The 17,045-nt window shown below is 60.4% G+C and carries 9 protein-coding genes and 2 pseudogenes; 2 read left to right on the top strand and 9 right to left on the bottom strand.

The window, feature by feature from the left end:
- Positions 1–66 precede the first annotated feature (66 nt).
- From H7A87_RS17535 to H7A87_RS17515, 5 genes and pseudogenes are all read right to left on the bottom strand, one after another.
- On the bottom strand, positions 67–5,604 hold the full coding sequence (locus H7A87_RS17535) for a DEAD/DEAH box helicase (RefSeq protein WP_119128229.1): 5,538 nt from the start codon (positions 5,602–5,604) through the stop codon (positions 67–69).
- Between the two features lie 9 nt (positions 5,605–5,613).
- A complete protein-coding gene (locus H7A87_RS17530) occupies positions 5,614–6,702 on the bottom strand; it encodes a hypothetical protein (RefSeq protein ID WP_119128230.1) in 1,089 nt (362 codons plus the stop codon).
- A complete protein-coding gene (locus H7A87_RS17525) occupies positions 6,687–9,482 on the bottom strand; it encodes a hypothetical protein (RefSeq protein WP_119128231.1) in 2,796 nt (931 codons plus the stop codon). The genes H7A87_RS17530 and H7A87_RS17525 overlap by 16 nt, the downstream gene beginning before the upstream one ends.
- Before the next feature lie 2 nt (positions 9,483–9,484).
- A complete protein-coding gene (locus tag H7A87_RS17520; protein ID WP_119128232.1) occupies positions 9,485–10,708 on the bottom strand; it encodes a Druantia anti-phage system protein DruA in 1,224 nt (407 codons plus the stop codon).
- Between the two features lie 160 nt (positions 10,709–10,868).
- Positions 10,869–11,847: pseudogene (locus H7A87_RS17515) on the bottom strand (IS5 family transposase).
- A gap of 437 nt (positions 11,848–12,284) precedes the next feature.
- Between H7A87_RS17515 and H7A87_RS21020 the strand changes: the two are divergent.
- Positions 12,285–12,557 carry an Arm DNA-binding domain-containing protein gene (locus tag H7A87_RS21020; protein ID WP_321185850.1) on the top strand — a complete coding sequence of 91 codons (273 nt, stop codon included), beginning with the start codon at positions 12,285–12,287 and terminating at the stop codon, positions 12,555–12,557.
- Here the strand turns inward: H7A87_RS21020 and H7A87_RS20890 are convergent.
- Positions 12,449–13,041: pseudogene (locus H7A87_RS20890) on the bottom strand (BCCT family transporter). The gene H7A87_RS21020 and the pseudogene H7A87_RS20890 overlap by 109 nt on opposite strands.
- 343 nt (positions 13,042–13,384) lie before the next feature.
- Here H7A87_RS20890 and H7A87_RS17500 point away from each other — a divergent pair.
- The gene (locus tag H7A87_RS17500; protein WP_119128233.1) at positions 13,385–14,086 is read left to right on the top strand and encodes an SDR family oxidoreductase; all 702 of its coding nucleotides are present in this window, start codon (positions 13,385–13,387) and stop codon (positions 14,084–14,086) included.
- Between the two features lie 444 nt (positions 14,087–14,530).
- Here the strand turns inward: H7A87_RS17500 and H7A87_RS17495 are convergent, their stop codons facing one another.
- The 3 genes from H7A87_RS17495 to H7A87_RS17485 are packed head-to-tail and all read right to left on the bottom strand — an operon-like array spanning position 14,531 to position 17,044.
- On the bottom strand, positions 14,531–15,517 hold the full coding sequence (locus tag H7A87_RS17495) for an NADPH:quinone oxidoreductase family protein (protein WP_119128234.1): 987 nt from the start codon (positions 15,515–15,517) through the stop codon (positions 14,531–14,533).
- A 16-nt stretch (positions 15,518–15,533) separates the two neighbouring features.
- Complete coding sequence (locus H7A87_RS17490) at positions 15,534–16,340, bottom strand: NAD(P)-binding domain-containing protein (RefSeq protein WP_232087984.1); 807 nt, start codon at positions 16,338–16,340, stop codon at positions 15,534–15,536.
- On the bottom strand, positions 16,301–17,044 hold the full coding sequence (locus tag H7A87_RS17485) for an NAD(P)-binding domain-containing protein (protein WP_119128235.1): 744 nt from the start codon (positions 17,042–17,044) through the stop codon (positions 16,301–16,303). The genes H7A87_RS17490 and H7A87_RS17485 overlap by 40 nt, the downstream gene beginning before the upstream one ends.
- Position 17,045: the final 1 nt, after the last annotated feature.

Genomic DNA, 17,045 nt, shown 5'->3' with positions numbered 1-17,045 from the left:
GCGTCGCCGGCATCGGTCCCGAAGCTGGGTGGCATAGGCCAAGGGAAGAGAGGAGGTCTGCTCTCACTAATGGCTGATTCCTAGCCTCGCGCAGACCGCTTTCGTTGCCGCCGGCAAGTTGGACCTTACCAGTAGCTCGTTGATGGTAACCACGGCGAGGTCATCTTGCAGAGCGCGTACATCCGCATCGGCTGCGAATCCCTCCTTCAATGCACTGCTAAGCCCTATCACGACTATGGCATTATTAGACCTTAGACAGCACAAGATCGGCGCAATGTACTTGCTGCTACCAACCATGATTTCATAGTTTCGTTTGCACCCGATACTTGTGTTGTGGCCCAACAGCCGGGAAAGGTCCTTAAATAGTAGGTCGGTCGATGCCTGAAGGCGATCGGTCTCGGTCTCCGGAATGACGCCGGTCAGAAGGTAGTCAATCAGTTCGACGCCGACGTGTCGGTCGAGCGAGCGATGCTCGATGCGGTTGCCAAAGGCACGCAGGCAGCGATAGCAGGACGAGTCGCACTTCTCCGGGCAATTGTCCAGCAACTTGCGGGCGTGTTTGAGCAGATCCTCCGCCTTAGCGGGGATGGCGCTTGAGAAGCCGGCGCCACCAGGAAGCGTGTCGTAGAGAAAGATTTCCGCGCACAGTGCCGAACTTACGTCCGCTGACATCGCTGGTCGGAACTCAGCGAGGATCTCGCCCGGTTCTATCCCCAGCAGGTCCGTCGCCGCTCTGGCCAGCGCCTCGCTGACGGTCCGCAAGGCTACGTTGCTCGCGTAGGTACCTGGTGTTAGGTTCATCGGCGCATCTACCCGTAGCGAGAACAGGGCGATGTCGGTGACGAACTTCGCGCCGAGGACAACATGTTCGACGCCGCGGCCGCGGCAGTTTTCCTCACCCGGATCAGTAGGGAAAGGACGGCGATGCGGGCCGCCGACGACCGAATGCAGCTCGGTCATGGCCTCGATGCGGCCACATTGGGTGCAGTACCGGTAGCCTTCGCCCTTGGGTCCGACATTCGACACCAGCAAGTGCCGTCGGAACGGCAGACCCTTGAACCGTGGATTGACCTCAAACCACTCTTGGTCATCGCCGGGCGTTTCCGTCGTCAGCTTGGCCCGCGTGGCGTAGCTGACGTCTGGCACGCGATCAGGCGAGGTTTCTTCCTCGACGTCAATGGGGTGGGCGAAGCCCACCGGCCGCATCCATTCGCCCTTGAAATCGAGGCTGTCCCGAGTGCCGCAAGCCGGACATTGACAGGTTGTACCCGACGAATCGCTGTTGGGCTCCGTCTTGGCGAACCGGCACACCGAGCACTCGTAGTAGCGCTCGCGGTTCTCCCACGCGGTGGCACGCTCCTGCCATGAGCGCGAGTAGATGGCGCCCGATACGTAGCATTTGCCGCCCACCCATACCTGTTTGCCTGGCGCGTATTGTGACAACGCCACGGGCAGACCCTGGGAGGGGGCATATTCGTCGCGATGCTGGAATTTGCTGGATCGCTCTCGATCGAAGATGTGAAAGGTTGCCACGTCCGTGGGGAATGCGTAGCGGGGTAAGACGCCCTCGTAGAGCAAGCGGTCGAGCAGCTTGTCGCTGTCGGAACGGGGCGGCTTTTCCTGTTCGACATCTGGATCCTGCTCTTCCGCAACGGCGCCCTTGCCATCGCTTTTCTTCTTGTCCTGCGTCTTTGCGCGGCCGCTCGCGATTGCCTTCTCGATCTCAAGGATGCAATCCTCGGCCATGCCGGCGACAAGCGCGTCGATGCCCGCAGTTGTCAGGTGTTCGGGGAGCCATTTTGCGACACGTGCTTTTAGCTCGGCTTCGTGCTCGTCTAGCCAGGCGGCCAGGTCGTCGCGATTGAGCACGCCCGAGCCGTCGCGGAATGGACCGACCTTACCCAAGACAGAAAACAGGTCGTGCGGTTGCTCAGGATCGAACTCGGGCAGGCGATCTTGGTGATAACACTGCAGCAGAAAGGCGCGGATATGCCGCTTGGCAATATCCTGGTTGTCGAGTGTTAGGAGGGGGTCGACCACCTTTCCCGAGATCATTTCTTCGGGATGCGAGAAGTAGTGCTCATCGTGGCTGTCGACGCTGCCGAAGGCGACAACGGTCGCCACGGCCGTACCGCGGCGGCCGGCACGACCGGCGCGTTGCTGGTAGTTCGCGCGTCCGGGCGGCATGTTGCGCAGCGCCACGCCGGACAAGGCGCCGATGTCGATACCGACTTCCATCGTCGTCGTGCTCGACAAAATGTCGATAGCGACAGGTGCATCGTCCTGCTCCTTCCAAGCGATATTGATGTCCTGGAACAGCAATTCGTTGCGCTCGGCCTTGGAGAAGGCTTCCTCCTGATCGGACGAGTTCAACTGCGCGGTATGCTCGGCGGCGATCAGCGCCAATGGGCGTCTCGATGCGTCGGCCAGGACTTCTTCGGTGGCCCGGCGGTAGTAGGCCTTGCGGGCGCGGAACACTGGGTCGATGAAGGGGTCGACGATCGCGGTCTCGTTTTCGCCACAGTCGACGCAGATCGCCGTGGTCGCGACCGGGCGGTGCACGGAAGCACAGTTCTTGCAGCGAACCCAGGTGCCACCTAGTTCGAGGTGGAGATTTTTCGCCTGCAACCGATGTATCGGTCCAAGCTTCTCGGCAAATGCTTCTAGGAGCGCCGGTAACCAGTGATTGACGAATACCATCTTGGCCGCCTTGTTAGGCAGCAGCTTCTCGACGGCTTTGAACTTGCCGCTTTGTCCTAGTACATCTGTCTGCCACATATCGGCGTCCATTCCCTGAAACCAGATGTGGCCTTTCCGACTCTTCTTGCGCCAGCACCGCAGCCAGAAGCCGATAAGCGACAGTTTTTCCTCGTCGGTCATAGCAAGCCCGGAAATATCAGGCAGCTTCTTCAGCAACTCTTCCTTCTTCCTGCCAGGGCGCACCGTCAACGATCCGAGCGCGATCGCGTCCAGTCCGATGTAACGATCCTGGATGACGCCGAGCAGCTCTTCGAGCAGCGCATCGGGCGCATCCTCGGAGTGGTAGTCGTTGTAGAGCTCGATCAAGGTGTCCTCGTTGACCGTCCTGCTGCTGCCGATGGCAGCGCCGATCTTGAAGTAAGGGGCGAAGGATTCGCCGGACTTCAACTCGGGACGCAGTCGCACCGAGAGGCAGCGGGCGGCGAGCAGCGTCGCGAAATAGGCATCCTGCAGGCTGACCTGTCTGGTGAGTGCGGGCGACTGTTGCAACCGCCGCATGCCCCAGACGAGCAAGGGCCGCAATGCATCGCGCATCGAATAGGTTTGCAGGTTTGGCGCCAAACGTGCGGCGACCTGTCGCGAGTCCGAGAACGCCAACACCTTGCGACCGCGCAGCGGTGCGAAGTTATCGTCGCTCTTTGGCCCGGGAGGCTGGATGTCGATCTGCCGGGCGATGAGCGCCTGGAAGGGCTGGTCGCCCTTGGTCATGTGGTCTTGCACCGAGGACTTGCCGCCGCCGGCCCGACCGCGACAAATGCCGCAGGGGATGAACTGCCCCAGCGTGCCATGGTTGCTATCTTCATCCTCGTCGGCCAAGTCCTTGGCGTTGAGTAACCTGCGATAGACGACTCTGGATCTGTCTCCGCTGTCGAAAGCGTTAAGCCGGCCGGTTTCCACGTCATATGTGACCGGCACGACGGTGCCTTCCTTGAGTGGCTTCTGCAACAGCAAGTCCAGCGCTTCCAACTGCTCGGCTTCGCCGTCGTTGAGCGCGATGTTTGCGCCTGGCTCCGGCCAGAGGGATTGTGGCTCCTCGACGTTGTCGGTATAGGCGCGAGCGTATGGGGCACCGCAGTGGCGGCAGGTGTAGAACTCCAGGCACGTCGCGCCGCAGGCGCAGTGCTTGATCGGCTGGCTGTACATCTTGCCGCAGTAGGGGTTGCTTTCCTCCGAAGTGACCTCCGTACAATTGGGGTCCATGCAGACCCACAGCCCAGGCAACCCTCGGAAGAACCCATGCACGCGGCAGGGCAGCAGACCGTTGCCGCTCGCGGACTTTGCCATGCTGCCTAAGGTCAGGAGATTGGAGAATGCTTGTGCCGCCAGGTCACGGTCGATGCCCGGAAACACCTGCGTCGGTAAGGCGGCAAGACGCTTGGCGCTGCCCATGGTCTTGTTGACGACCCATTGCAGTGGACCGAATGTTTCCAATGCGGCATACAAGTCCTGTTCAATGGACCCGGTGGAAGTCACGCCGCGAAACAACAGGAATGAGGCAATGAGACTGGCCCGCTCCTTTGGAGCTTCAGCTTCCTGCAAGCGAGCGATGTCAATAGCGGCCAGCGCCTGGACCTCAGCCAGCGTTCCCGTCGCGGCTTCGGTGCCCAGCAGCTTGTTGCCTTCGACCGGCTTGAATGTCTCCTCGGCGCAGCCGCTGAGTTGCGCCCCGAAGGTCTTGGCGTACTGGCTGTTACTGAAGCTCGCCGTGGCGCAGATCGCCTGGATGCGATCGGAAGACACGCCAAGGCGGTCGGTCAGTCGGCGGATCAATAAGCCGACCTCGGCACCGCCTGCGCCGCGATACAAGTGCGCTTCGTCGAGGATGATCAGAAACTTCTCGTTCGGATTGCACTCGAGCCAAGCCTTGGTCGCATCGAAGATCGAGCGCTCGATCGGGCGCATCAGCATGTACTCGAGCATCGAGTAATTGGTTACTAGCAGGTCCGGTGGCGTCACCTGGACCTCGTGGCGCGTGATCAACTCGCTATCATCGGGGAGTGCAACCGCACGGACGAATTCGCCGGTGTTGCGATCCTGCCATCGCGTACCTGGCGCGCCGAGCCATGTCGTAAGGCTTGGTTTCGCCGGCCATTTGCCCTTTCCCTGCAATTGCCGCATCAGCGCCCGGGCCCGATCGGCCTCATCGCCGGTCTCCCCTGCCTTACGCTCGATCCTGACGTAGAACTCTTCGAGCGACTTCAGCCGCCGGTCGTCCTTGCCCTTCTCGCGCACGCCCGCGTAGGGCGTGCGGCTGGTATAGCGGGCAAATCGCGGGATGCGACCAGCCCAGCCGGCGAACGCCTGGGTCACGCGTGGGTCGCTGAACATCGAACGCAGTCGCCCGAGCTGATCGTTGACCAGGGCGTTCATGGGGTAGAGCAGCAGGGCGCGGACCGCAGAATCGGTGAAGGCCTCGGGCTTGGAGCTGGCCTCGATCACCAGCTTTGACAGGATCGGCATCAGGAAGGACTCGGTCTTGCCCGAGCCGGTGCCGGTCATGATTAGCAGGTTCTTGCCCCTGACAATCGCTTCCTCGATCGCTTCGGCCTGGTGGGAATACGGCGGGTTGTGCAGCAACGGGGCTTGACCCTGTACCTTGGACGACAACGCTTCCAGCAAGCTCGTGGCCGCTTCAGGCAGGCCGCTGATCTGGGCGAATGTACGGTCTGAAACATATCGTGGTGTGGATTCTAGGAACGGAACCTGATGGATGGTGCCTGGATCGTCGAGCAGGCGTTTGCGCGCATTGACCAACGCTTCGGTGCCGATATGGTAAGTCGCCTCAATGTACTCGGTCAGCGCCTGGTGGAGCTTGGAAACGGATTGCTGGATCGTCGTGGACATCCTTCCCCCTTAGTCGATTTGCTGTAACCACATATAGGACTGCACCAGATCATCGATGCCGTGATCACAATGCCGATCAAGCTCGTAGGCGAGCAGCGCGTCATTGGTAGGCACCTTCTCTCCGTGGATTCTGAGCCTGCGTTCGATCCAAAGCGGCAATGGAGAGAAGAATGCGTAGCGGTCGAGATAATTATCGGTGGGCGTTACGCGGTAGGTTTGTGGCTGACCGGCATGAGCATCGAGCGCGCTCTGGATGCGCCAACCATCGTCGCAGCCACGAAACTTGCCGCCCCGCCACGGCAAGTCCAGGAAGCGAACCGGGCGGCCTTGTTCGAGCTCTACGAAAACCCAAATCGGTGCTCCGAAGGCCTGTGGGCGCCGGCCTACGTGAAAACCCGAGCAGTCTGTGGGTGGGCCCAGCCGCGCTGCGAAACGTTTTCCCGGGTTGTTAGGGCCATACACCTGGAGTCCCTCCAACGTTCCGCGGTTGTCGGTCTCGTGCATGCGGCGGACGGCATCTTCCAGGAATGCTTCGGCGGTATGTTTATGCGGAAGACGCGTCCACGCGGTGTTCGAGATTTCGAGGTATCCGGCTGCACGTAGTTGTAGCGAGATGACATCGCAATCTTCGTCGGTGCGGAGATAGCGCAACTCACGTTGGCGAACCACGTGGGTACGCAGCGCTGTCGGCAAGGAAGCCTGATCTTCTGGCTCAATACCCAGCAACAGGACGGATCCCTCGCGAACGACGAATGCCGGTGGGGCGCAGTAGAGCCAGTCCACGGCCATCACGCCGGGCAAGGACATCGACCCTCCCAACTCTAGTAGGTCACCGATGACGACGAGGCTGTCGAGTACGTCGCGCACGCGCAGTTTGATCGCGTCGGGGGGGGCGAAGCCAGTGAATGCGTCGACCGCGCAACCGACAAGTGCCTCCCTTGGGCAGGGACAGATGGTGACAGCGATCCGGCGCAGGACGCTCCCAAGGAGGGCGGTAGGCAGTTCGTCGGAGGCCGCCTTTGCAGCGGCCACCCCAAGCTGACTTGCCGTGGCGGCAAGTAGTGACTCCCGCGTTAGCGATTTCAGTTCCAATCCCATGACTTTCCCTCCAGCAGCTTCTGCAGGTAACGAACGCTGCGTGCGAGTTCGCCATGCGCGACAAGTGACTGTATGTCCATGGCGATGTCACGGGACGATGCGATGAACCCATCGGGGTCAGTCAAGTATCGAAGCATTCGCTCAACTAGGTGAGGATCAGTACATAGCCGGTATCTGGTGGTGATCTCGAGTAGCCATGGCACGACCTGCGCCGGCACCATATCCAGGGCTTCCCGGTGCGACATGCGTAGCTGGGCCGGGAAGTTCATCCACTCCCCGCGGTTCGTAATGGCGTCACCCAGCGCGGCAATGGCATCGTCGTTCCACGGAGGGTCGCCGATCCAGCGTTCGACATCCATCCATGCCGGGCCGCACACGAAACGGACGAGTGCATCGCGCATCGTGTGCACCACCTTGCCCTTTCTCGCCGCGCCCAATGGGCCGACGACACGAGCGCGCGACCACAAGCCAAGCAGGGCGACATCATCGCGCAAGCGCTCGGCAGATGATGCGAAGCCATTGAGCCGAGGTGCCACGGCTAACTGGGCAAAATCGTTCATCGTTCCCTGGCTTGGTTGGCTCACGACGACCGTATCCAGCCGGTCGCGGCCGGCAACGACGAAAAGCGCGCCTGGTGCGAGAACCTCGATGCCATTGACGCAGTCGTCGTAGTCCAGCGCCTGCGCAGTACAGGGCTGGTCCAGTGGCGCCATATGGCACAGCGCATGGGCGCCCAGTGCGGCTTCGTCGACCAGCCTGATCGTGGTGGCCTGTCGCGACCGGCGCAGTGCCCAGCGTATCGGCCGGCTTTCACGCTCCAGCGACAGCGCGAAAGTGCCGATCTCTTCGGCGCGGATGACCAGGCGGCAGGCATTGCTATCTCCGAGGTTCTCTTGGATCTCGGTCGGCAATCGGCGCCACAGGTGGGTCAATTTCGCCGGCACGACTGTCCTGTCAAACGGCCTTCGATATGGGGCACAGCCTTCGACTTCTAGGAATAATTGAGCTTCACGACCGGCGGGGCCATAGACCTCGAGTTGAAGTTCGTTTCGCTCGAGACTCTCCAGCGACGCATCGATTGGCGTCGCGACCACCATCAGGCCGCCGCGCTGCTGGACTGTTTCGTCCAGGCTCAACGGGTCCCGAACCTCCAGGATCACCTCACCGCGGGAGGCGCCAGGCGATCCGGCTTGCCCGGCACCATCCTTCACTTCGACCACCATGCGGTGCTCCCCCGGCGGCAAGGGAGGCAGTTGCACCCAGGAGGGGCTTTGCACCCCCGTTCGGGAAATCCGTAGCGAAGAAAGGCCATCGAGCGCGACTTCCAAAGCCGCCACGTCGTGATCGACATCGATGCCGAAGCATGGCGTATCGGTCGTGAGCCATTCGCTCCGTCCCTCGCCATCCCAAGATACTGCGGGCAGGCCGGCGGGCCAGATTCTAACTGTCGAGGTGAGAGGTAGGCCTAGCGTCTTCAGCGTCTGCCGGAGGTCTTCAGGCACGTGGGTGGGCAGCGACAACTGGATACCTGTCAGGCCTTCGCATCGCAGGTTGACGGGCCGGAGGGCCGGGTGGGGTCGGAAAGCGTGGCCCGTGCGTGCCATCACGATATATGTCTGGCCTGGTCGGACGTGGCATCCACGAACTTCACGCGCGAGACCGTCGTTGCCGATGCGGCAGACCCAGAGGGGGCCTTCGCTCAACGTAGCCTCCAGGCGCATCAGTTGGTCAAAGACAGGGAGTGGATCCTTGAATCGCAGGACCACGCCGTCGGCGGGCCAGTATTGAAGCCCATGAAGTTTTGACGGGATTTTGAGGATCTGGGCTGGATGCCATTGGCCCGATCCGCCCTCGATCCGCACCCGGGTCTTTTGTAGATGTCTGGCGATTTCCGGGGAGCCGGCGACCAGCGGGGCGAAAGAGGAAATTTGAATAACCAAGTGCCAGGCGTCGTTCTTCGGGCTCAGCAGCAGGGTTGGGCGCAGGTTGAATCGGGGCTGTGCGACGGTCTTGGGACGATCCTGCGGTATGTGAGTCGAGGATCGTTGGTGCTTGACACCACGGATTCGCCGGATGTCAGCGCGAGCTTCTTGCATCCACTCACGGGCTTCTTGCGTCGTCTCCAGATCGGCAACGATGCGTCGGGTCGCCTCGGGTGAGAGCGGCAGGTTCTCGGTCTCCGCACCCAGCAGAGCCAGGGCGATACGGCCGACCATGTCCTCCTGCTCGCAGAATTCCCGGAAGCGCGACGAAGGGTGGGCCGTCCGATGGCGGATCAGGCGACCGATGGCGAGTGGACTGCTGTCCGCGGCGATTTGGTAGCGATTTTGGTGGATCGACCTGGCGAACTGGTACTGCAGATCCTTAGGTAGGATGGCATGGGTGACCGGCCAGGCAATGATGCGGAACTGATCTGCCCAGGTGCCCGACGGATGAGCACCGTTGTAGGTGCTGGCGAAGCGCCGGAACCACATGCGAATCCGGTGTCGCCCCTTGTTTGTGTCGACCGCACGCCAAGCCGGTAATCGATCGTTGAAGGTCTGCCAGTACTCGGCGCCGGCATAGTCGTATCCGATCTCGGTGGCGAACACGACCCAAGCGAGCCAGAAGGCTTGGTTGAGCCTGCCATAGACGAGTTGTTTCGAAAGCACATCGGACAGTGCCGCCATGTCGATTGTCAACCCGTGTTCCAGCGCGAAGATGTGCCGATTCTCCGTGCATTCCTCGGAAATTTGCCCGAACCGGGCTTCCAGCTCCTGTTGGAAGGCGGGCAGTTGCATCGCTAGGACTGTGCCCGCCTCCTTTTTTGCGGCTCGACGAGCGAGACGCGTGTGCCCGAGGATTCCGAAACCAGATCGACCAGATTCTGTCGGGTCCATTGCCGATAACCGTTCTCACGGGCGGCACGGGGGATCAGCCAACGACGGCAGGCCAAGGCGCCTACTTCCTCGACCATCTTAAGGTCGTACAAATCGAGTTCGGCAACCTCACCCTTCAAGAACGCGACTGTGTTGCTGGCCATTTCGCAGATGAAGACTTCGCGCTTGACACCGTGCATCATCAAATTCGAACGCTCGCCGATCATGTCCAGCGCCGCTCGGGTTGCGCGCATCTTCCAGTTCGGTCCCTTGCCGAACTCGTGTCCATCGGCGTACCGGTGATCCTTGGTGCGCAGGTAGTCCCGCAATTCGAGGAACAACCGATCTGGGATATGAAAATGGCCGTAACCGCTTGAGTACCCGATCGGCTTTAGGTAGTACTTCCCGTCGAGCTTGATTCGGTTATAGATTGAAGACCGCCCCATTGACGAGGTAGTCGTGATGGCCGCTAGACGCGCTTGGTTGACCTTGCCTGAGATGACGCCTTCGCGGGCGCCATAGGCCGCTAGAAAATCTTGATAGATCTCCCGAGTGCGCAGCAGGGACGCCACCACCTTGCCGCCCAGCAATTGATTGTAGGGTGGTACGGCGCCAAGTACGTATGCGTCCATCGTATGGATCAACTGAGTGCCGCGCTGCTCACCTGTCCAGCCGAGGTACTCGTCTCGGGTGCGTAGATTGAATACTGGATCACCGATGGCAAGAATACCCATCAGGCGTTCGTGTCCGTCGTCCCAAACGAGATAGCGAAGGCGTCGGCCAAAACCGGGGGATACCGGTACCGACCAAGTTAGGGAGGCGAGCTTGAATAGATCAGCCTCTAACGTGCCACTAGCCACGCGTTCGAGTCGCGGCCGGACCATGGTCGGATCGATCTCTGCTCCAATTGCGAAGTACGGCGCGAGCTTGGGAAACTTCGATTGCAAGAAGTCTTTTTGCTTTGCTGAGCGTTCTGCTCGCTGCAACCTGTGGGCCGCACGGATTGCTTCCTTGCCGTCAGCCGGCAAAGATAGAACCCCGTGTTCGTCACGTTCGAACCCAACCCGATGAAGATGTCGCCGGATCTTGCGCTTGAGGAGCGCCTCCCGGGTCATGATCCTGACGACTTTGTTGCCCTTCTTCGCCAATGTTTCCCCTCCTCGAATTCCTTCCTCCCATTGTAGCAACGATCTAGGGATTGTCTGATCAATGCCGCAAGCAGACGGGAAAGCCGTCCAGGGTTGCGTACACCTCGTTCAGCCCCGAGATTTTAGCCGTCTTCGGCGCATTTTTGATGAGTTTCCTGGACTATAGACGCACCTCGACAATATAAGACAATAAGTGCTTTCGCTTCAGTCGCAGGTTCAATAGCGCAAACAGCGTCAGCACCTATGCCGTGTTCTTCGCCAAATAGCGATAGTGCATCTTGACGTAGCCAAACTAGTGTCTGCTTGCCCGAAATGCGCGTCCACCTTGGCACGCAGGCTGGCCTTGGCATGCTCCCAACGCTGCGCCCGCTTCAATTCGCGTTTGTTCTTGATCTGCTTCAGCTTCGAGGACTTCTCTGCGATCAGGTAGCGCAGCTTGCGCTTGCTCGCCATCTCCTCGCGCTTCTCCAGTCCGATATAGCCACTGTCCCCCGCTCACCGTGTCCTCCTTACCATGCAGCAATTTTTGCGCCTGCGTGATGTCCGCAGCGTTGGCCGCCGTGCATTCCACGTGGTGAACGAACTCGGATTAATCATTCAAGCCAATGTGCGCCTTCATCCCAAAGTATTACTATTTGCCCTTCTTGGTCTGGTGCATTCCGAATCACGCTTGCTATCCTTCTTGGCCGAGCTGGGTGCAGACATGATTGTGCATCCATGATCATTTCACTACGCAAGCTCTGGTCCTTGCGTGACAGATGCGCGTTCACCCGATCGAACAGCTTGCGCGACAGATCGTGCTGTTCCAGCAAATGGCGGAACTTGAGCATCGTGGTCTCGTTCGGCACCTCAGCCAGGCCGCCGATTTTCGCAAAATGCCGCATCGACACCGTGTCGTGCAGCGCCTCTTCTGCCCAAGGGTCGCGCAGCGCGTACCACCGCTGTAGAAAGTGGCTCCGCAGCATTGTCTCCAGCCGATACGGCTGTCGCACAGGCTGACCCGAATTCGGATAGTGCGGTTCTATCAGCGCCAGCAAAGCTTTCCACGGCACCACCTGATCCATCTCGGCCAAAAACACCTCGCGCCGCGTCCGCTTACGCTTGCCGTCGTACTCCGCGTCGCCAAAGGTAAGCTGCACCGAAATCGTCCGCTCGGGCCGTTGATCGATTGTCGCAGATCAGGCTGCTTTGTTCAGAGCTTCCTTAGACTTCCTAGCAAGGAACTATGAAGAGTGCCCTGATGGAGTGCTGCAACGGGAAGATGAGAGCACGCTGTCTCAGCCCGTGGCTCACTTTGAGTCTAAGGAACAAAAAGCAGCTGAATCGACTTGGCGGCTATCAGGCTGAGCCCGTCTAACAAACCGGACTCAGAAAGCAAGTTGCAAGCGGCGCAGTTGAGGCACCTGCCAGCAACGCGGACATGTTATGCCTTCAACCCACGGTCAACTTATGCTTTAAGGAACAGCGAGTTAGTCCAAGGCTCGCGGGAAGCTACTCGAAAATAGCTGTTTTGGGTCTTTTGACGTCCAGTGGTATCCAGTTGCATCCGGCGACATAGTGAGTCGGGCTGTGAGTCGTGGAGCGGCAACGGGTTGCTCCGACTCACAAATATCTGACTCCCCTGCTCACGGATGCCAAGCTTCGCGCGCTCAAACCTAAAGTGGCCGCCTTTCGGGTGGCGGACTCGAACGGCCTCTGCATAGAGGTTCGTCCCACGGCCTCGGAGGCTTGGTGCTACCGCTATCGGTATGCCGGCAAGCCACGCATTGTGACCATCGGCGAATACCCAGCCATGTCATTGATGCAGGCGCGCGCGGAGCGCGTGCTGACCTCCAGGCCGAAAAGATAGTTCAGGCCGGCGTTGACCTGCATGACCCCCAGGCCGAGCGAGGTGGCCAGGCCGAAGATGGTCCCTAGCGCGGCGAACGCATCCACTGCGTGTCCGAGCGGGCCGTGGACGCGATCTCCAATCAGCGGATAGAGCGCAGATCGCACGCGCAGCGGCAGGTTGTGCCGATACGCGAAGTAGGCCAGGGAAAGTGCGACGACAGCATGGATCGCCCAGGCATGGATGCCCCACTGGAAGAAAGTGATGCGCATCGCCTGACGCGCCGCCGCCGATTCCGGCAGGCCGACCGGCGGAGTGCGTAATGAATGATGGGTTCGGCGACGCCGAAGAACATCAGCCCGATGCCCATGCCTGCAGCGAACAGCATTGCAAACCAAAAGCCATAGTTGGAATCCGGTGGACGGTGGTCCGGCCCCAGCTTGATGCGGCCATAACCGCTCACCGCAACCCCGATCACGACTGCCAGGAATGCGGCGACAGCCAGGATGGTGAACCAGCCGGCATCGTTGGCTGCCCAGGTCTTGGCCGCAGTGACCAGCGGGTAGCGACTGCTGGCGCAAAGGCTGCTAGTGCAAGCAGGGCGATCACGATCGTCGCGGTCGGGATAAACACCTGCGGCAGGATGCGCTGGCGGACGGCGGTGACCGACCTCGGCTCTCGACCCTCGACTGACAGAATCCGAACAAATGCGCCCCTACGATTGCAAGCCCGCCATTAGATTGCGGTCAGGGGCTCCCCTGCCGTGATGCGAATGACCGAAAGTCTCCCCTCAACGCAAAAAGGAAAACACTGTGGCCCTCACGATAGTTACCGGAGCCGGAAGTGGCATGGGCCGAGACATCACGCTGTCGGTGGTCGCAGCTGGCCGGCCCGTCCTGGCGATTGGGAGACGTGCGCATTCCCTGAGGGAGACTGCCTCGCTCAGTGCAGATCCCGCATTGGTGTCGATCGCAACTGGCGACTTGTCGGTCGTCAGCGATGTCGAATCAGTGGTTGAAACGATTGGCGATCAGGCATTGCATGCGATCGTCGCTACGGCAGGCGGTCAGGGAGAATTCAAGCAGCCAGGCGGTTCGGTCGGGGCCATCGAAGGGGCGTGGTCCGATGCCTTAGGTAAAAACCTGTTCAGTGCCGTGCTGCTGATCGAGGCGGTGCTTCCACGGATGGAAGCGGATGGCCGCATCGTTCTCATCGGCTCAATGGCGGGCCTGGACGGGCAGGGCGGACCTTATGCAACCGCTAAGGCTGCGCTGCACGGCTACACCCGCGACCTTGCACGGCGTGTGGGCAAGCAACGCATCACGGCCAATGCTATCGCTCCAGGCTTTGTCGGTGATACCGAGTTCTTCGAAGCTGGCGGCTTTGGCGACAGCGCCAAAATGGTGGAAGGGATAGCGAAGCAGACATTGGTGGGCCGTGTCGGCAAGCCCGATGACATCACCGCGTGTGTCGAATGGCTGCTCTCGCCGCGTGCCGGATGGATCACTGGGCAAACCATTTCAGTCAACGGTGGCAGTTTGCTTGCGTAAAGGGAAACCTTAGCTCCTACATCGGCGTGAACCACCGTCATAGCCGCTGACTGGAGCTTCAGGCAGCGGTATCTGGAATCAATTTCAATATCTTTTATAAACTACATAATCGGCTATAGAAGAGAGGGTTGTGCCTGGGTGGTTGACTGATTTACTTGTCCTCGATGGACTTCAGAAAATGTGCCATTTGGTGGGCAGGGCGATGCCAACCACGGCTACTTCCAGCCGGCCACCTGCGCGATAACGGTCGGGCAGTGGGCTGCAGGAGCTGTTCGGCGCCATGCCGGGAGTTGTTGTTACGGCTGATGCGGTAAGCCCTGCTGGTACACACTGACGCTTCGCAGATTGGATAGCTTTTCACTGTGCGCCACTTCAGCGTCGTCAATGTCGGGCGGGGGGGCGGGGCGCTCCCGTTACTCCCCCCCTCAGCGTCCTGTGTCGGAGTCAGTTCACGCCGACTCGTGCGATCAGCTTGCCACTCACCCCACCCCCGAGGTGCTCCAGGGCCTGAGGCACATCAGCGAAGGCCACGACTTGGTCGATGGGCATCGAGATTTTTCCCTCCGAGAAGAACTTACCGAGGACAGTGACGGCATCTTCTTGTTCTTCGGGGGTACGCACGCTGTGCAGTGCACCGGTGACGGAGATGCCTAGCGTTAGGATCTTGAGCGGCTCGATCCTCGGGAAATCTGCCCCGCCTGCAAAACCAACCAGGACGTATCGCCCGCCGATGGCTATTGCCTCGAGCGCCGGTTCCGCCAGTGGATTGCCAACCGTGTCGTACACGATGTCGGCGCCTCTGCCGTTGGTGATCTTGCGTACTTGTTCGCTCAGTGACTCCGTACCGGTCACGATCACGTGGTCAGCTCCTTGTCGGGTGCAGAATGCGGCTTTATCAGCGCTTCTGACGGTCGCAATCACCCTGAGGCCCAGCGCTTTGCCAAGCTGGATTGCTGTCGAACCTGTGCCACCACTTCCGCCCAGCACCAACAGAGTCTCGCCGACGCCTGCGCGAGCGCGATTGACTAGTCCTACATAGGCTACGTGAAACGTGCCGAGAAACGCCGCGGCCTGCTCGTCCGGCATGTCATCGGCTGCAGGTACCGCTCCATCACTCGGCGAGATGCAGTACTCGGCCAATCCACCCGAACCACTTATGAAATTGGCGCCGCCGATCACACGCGTGCCGACGGGGAAGGGATATCCAGGCCCGGCCACCTCCACGATCCCCACCACTTCCTGGCCTGGCGTCACCGGTGGCTGCGGAGTCAAGAAGTAACGCCCTTCCAGCATCATGCGGTCTGGCAGACCGATGTTCGTCGCCAGTACCTTGAGCAGGGCCTCTCCGGGCCCAGGGCTGGGTATGTCAACGTCAACCAGCTCCAGCACATCGCTGGGTTTTCCGAAGGAGCTCGCCTGCCACGCCTTCATATGCATCTCCAAATTATTAAATGAACAGTGCACGCGCGATTTTGACCACCGTTTCTGCGTCGGGGGATGCGCGCTCGCCCACGCGCTCGGCAAACACCTGCGCCGACAGGTCACGGCGCTTGGGCAGGCGGTCCCGCTCTGCAGACGCTAGTGCAGGCCCCATCTCGTCGAAAGTCAGGTCGGTGATGTACACCGGCGAGCCGGGTTGCTGGCGCCAAGAATCGGCGAGACATCCAGCGTAGAAGCCATCAAATCCGGTGTCTTCCACCAAGCGCAAGGCAATTTCCTGATCCTGTGGCCGGTCTGCCGAGACGGGAAGGGCAATGCGCCCCTGCTCACCCTTGCCGCGCCCGTTGATTTCGAAAGACAGCATTCCAATGGAGTTCCACGCCTTGGCGATGGGCCTGCCGAAGTAGTCACGTACCCATTCGCTTTCTGCCTTGTCACCATCAAGTTCAGGATTGACGGGGTCGCGTCCGGGGAAGTAGTTAGAAATATCAATGACCGTTGTCTGCTCGGGCAGGCCCGCTACCAAGTGCCTGATCTTCTCGAAGCCGGGATGGGGCATGGCCAGGATGACCACGTCCACATCCTGGAGCGCCTCTTCTGCTGTTGCGGCATGTGCACCCGTCTCAAGAATTTCTTCAGCGATGCTGCCAGGGCCGCGGGAGTTTGCGACCTTGACGTCATGCCCCGCTGCGGCGAGTTTCCGGGCTAGGACTCGACCCATGAACCCGGTTCCAAGTATTCCTATCTTCATGGCAATAGAACCTCTTGTTGGCGTTACATCTGTAGTGCGCGACTGATCCTGGTGATCGTGCAGGCGTCTGGATTGACCCCGTGACCGAACCGCTCTGCAAATATCGCGACCGACAAGTCGCGACGTTTGGGAAGCCGGTCGCGCTCGGCCGCAGCGAGTGCAGCACCGATTTCTGGGTAGGTGAGATGGGTGCAATACGCTGGCGAGCCGGGCTGCTGTCGCCAGGAGTGCTCAAGCACGCCTGCGTCGAAGCCATCGAAGCCGGTATCGTTTACCAGTGCCATTGCCACTTGCCGGTCACGGGCACGGTCGGCGGCGACAGGGATGGCGATGCGTCCGGGATGTCCCTGTGGTCGGCCGCACTCGGCAAAAGGCGCCGCAGCGACGGCGTTCCATGCTTTGACAATGGGCCGGCCGAAGAAGTCCTGGACCCACTGGCTCTCGACGGCGCCAGACTCAATTGCAGGATTGACCCGATCCCGTTGGGGGAAGTAGTTCGATGTATCGATCACAGACGTCTGCGCGGGGAGCGGTGTAACGAGGCGTTTCGCCTCGGCAAAGCCGGCGTGTGGCATCGACAGGATCAGAACTTCGACACCGTTCGCAGCTGCCTCGGCGGTGGCCGCCTGCGCTCCAGTTGCCAATGCATGCAGATCAACCGTCTCAGGGCCACGCGAATTGGCAACTTTCACGAAGTGTCCAGCCGCAGCCAGCTTCCGCGCGAGCGTCGTACCGATACTGCCCGCGCCCAGAATTCCTATTTTCATA

Origin of the sequence: Xanthomonas sp. CPBF 426, from assembly GCF_903989465.1 — a bacterium.
GTDB classification, from domain to species: Bacteria; Pseudomonadota; Gammaproteobacteria; order Xanthomonadales; family Xanthomonadaceae; genus Xanthomonas; species Xanthomonas euroxanthea.
Note: the sequence above shows the minus strand (reverse complement) of the source record. Positions and strands in the feature narration are given on the sequence as shown.

Excerpts from the sequence above, each read along its gene's own strand:
- H7A87_RS17535 (WP_119128229.1), bottom strand. The coding sequence starts at position 5,604 with ATGTCCACGACGATCCAGCAATCCGTTTCCAAGCTCCACCAGGCGCTG.
- H7A87_RS17530 (WP_119128230.1), bottom strand. The coding sequence starts at position 6,702 with ATGGGATTGGAACTGAAATCGCTAACGCGGGAGTCACTACTTGCCGCC.
- H7A87_RS17495 (WP_119128234.1), bottom strand. The coding sequence starts at position 15,517 with ATGAAGGCGTGGCAGGCGAGCTCCTTCGGAAAACCCAGCGATGTGCTG.
- H7A87_RS17525 (WP_119128231.1), bottom strand. The coding sequence starts at position 9,482 with ATGCAACTGCCCGCCTTCCAACAGGAGCTGGAAGCCCGGTTCGGGCAA.
- H7A87_RS17500 (WP_119128233.1), top strand. The coding sequence starts at position 13,385 with ATGGGCCGAGACATCACGCTGTCGGTGGTCGCAGCTGGCCGGCCCGTC.
- H7A87_RS17485 (WP_119128235.1), bottom strand. The coding sequence starts at position 17,044 with ATGAAAATAGGAATTCTGGGCGCGGGCAGTATCGGTACGACGCTCGCG.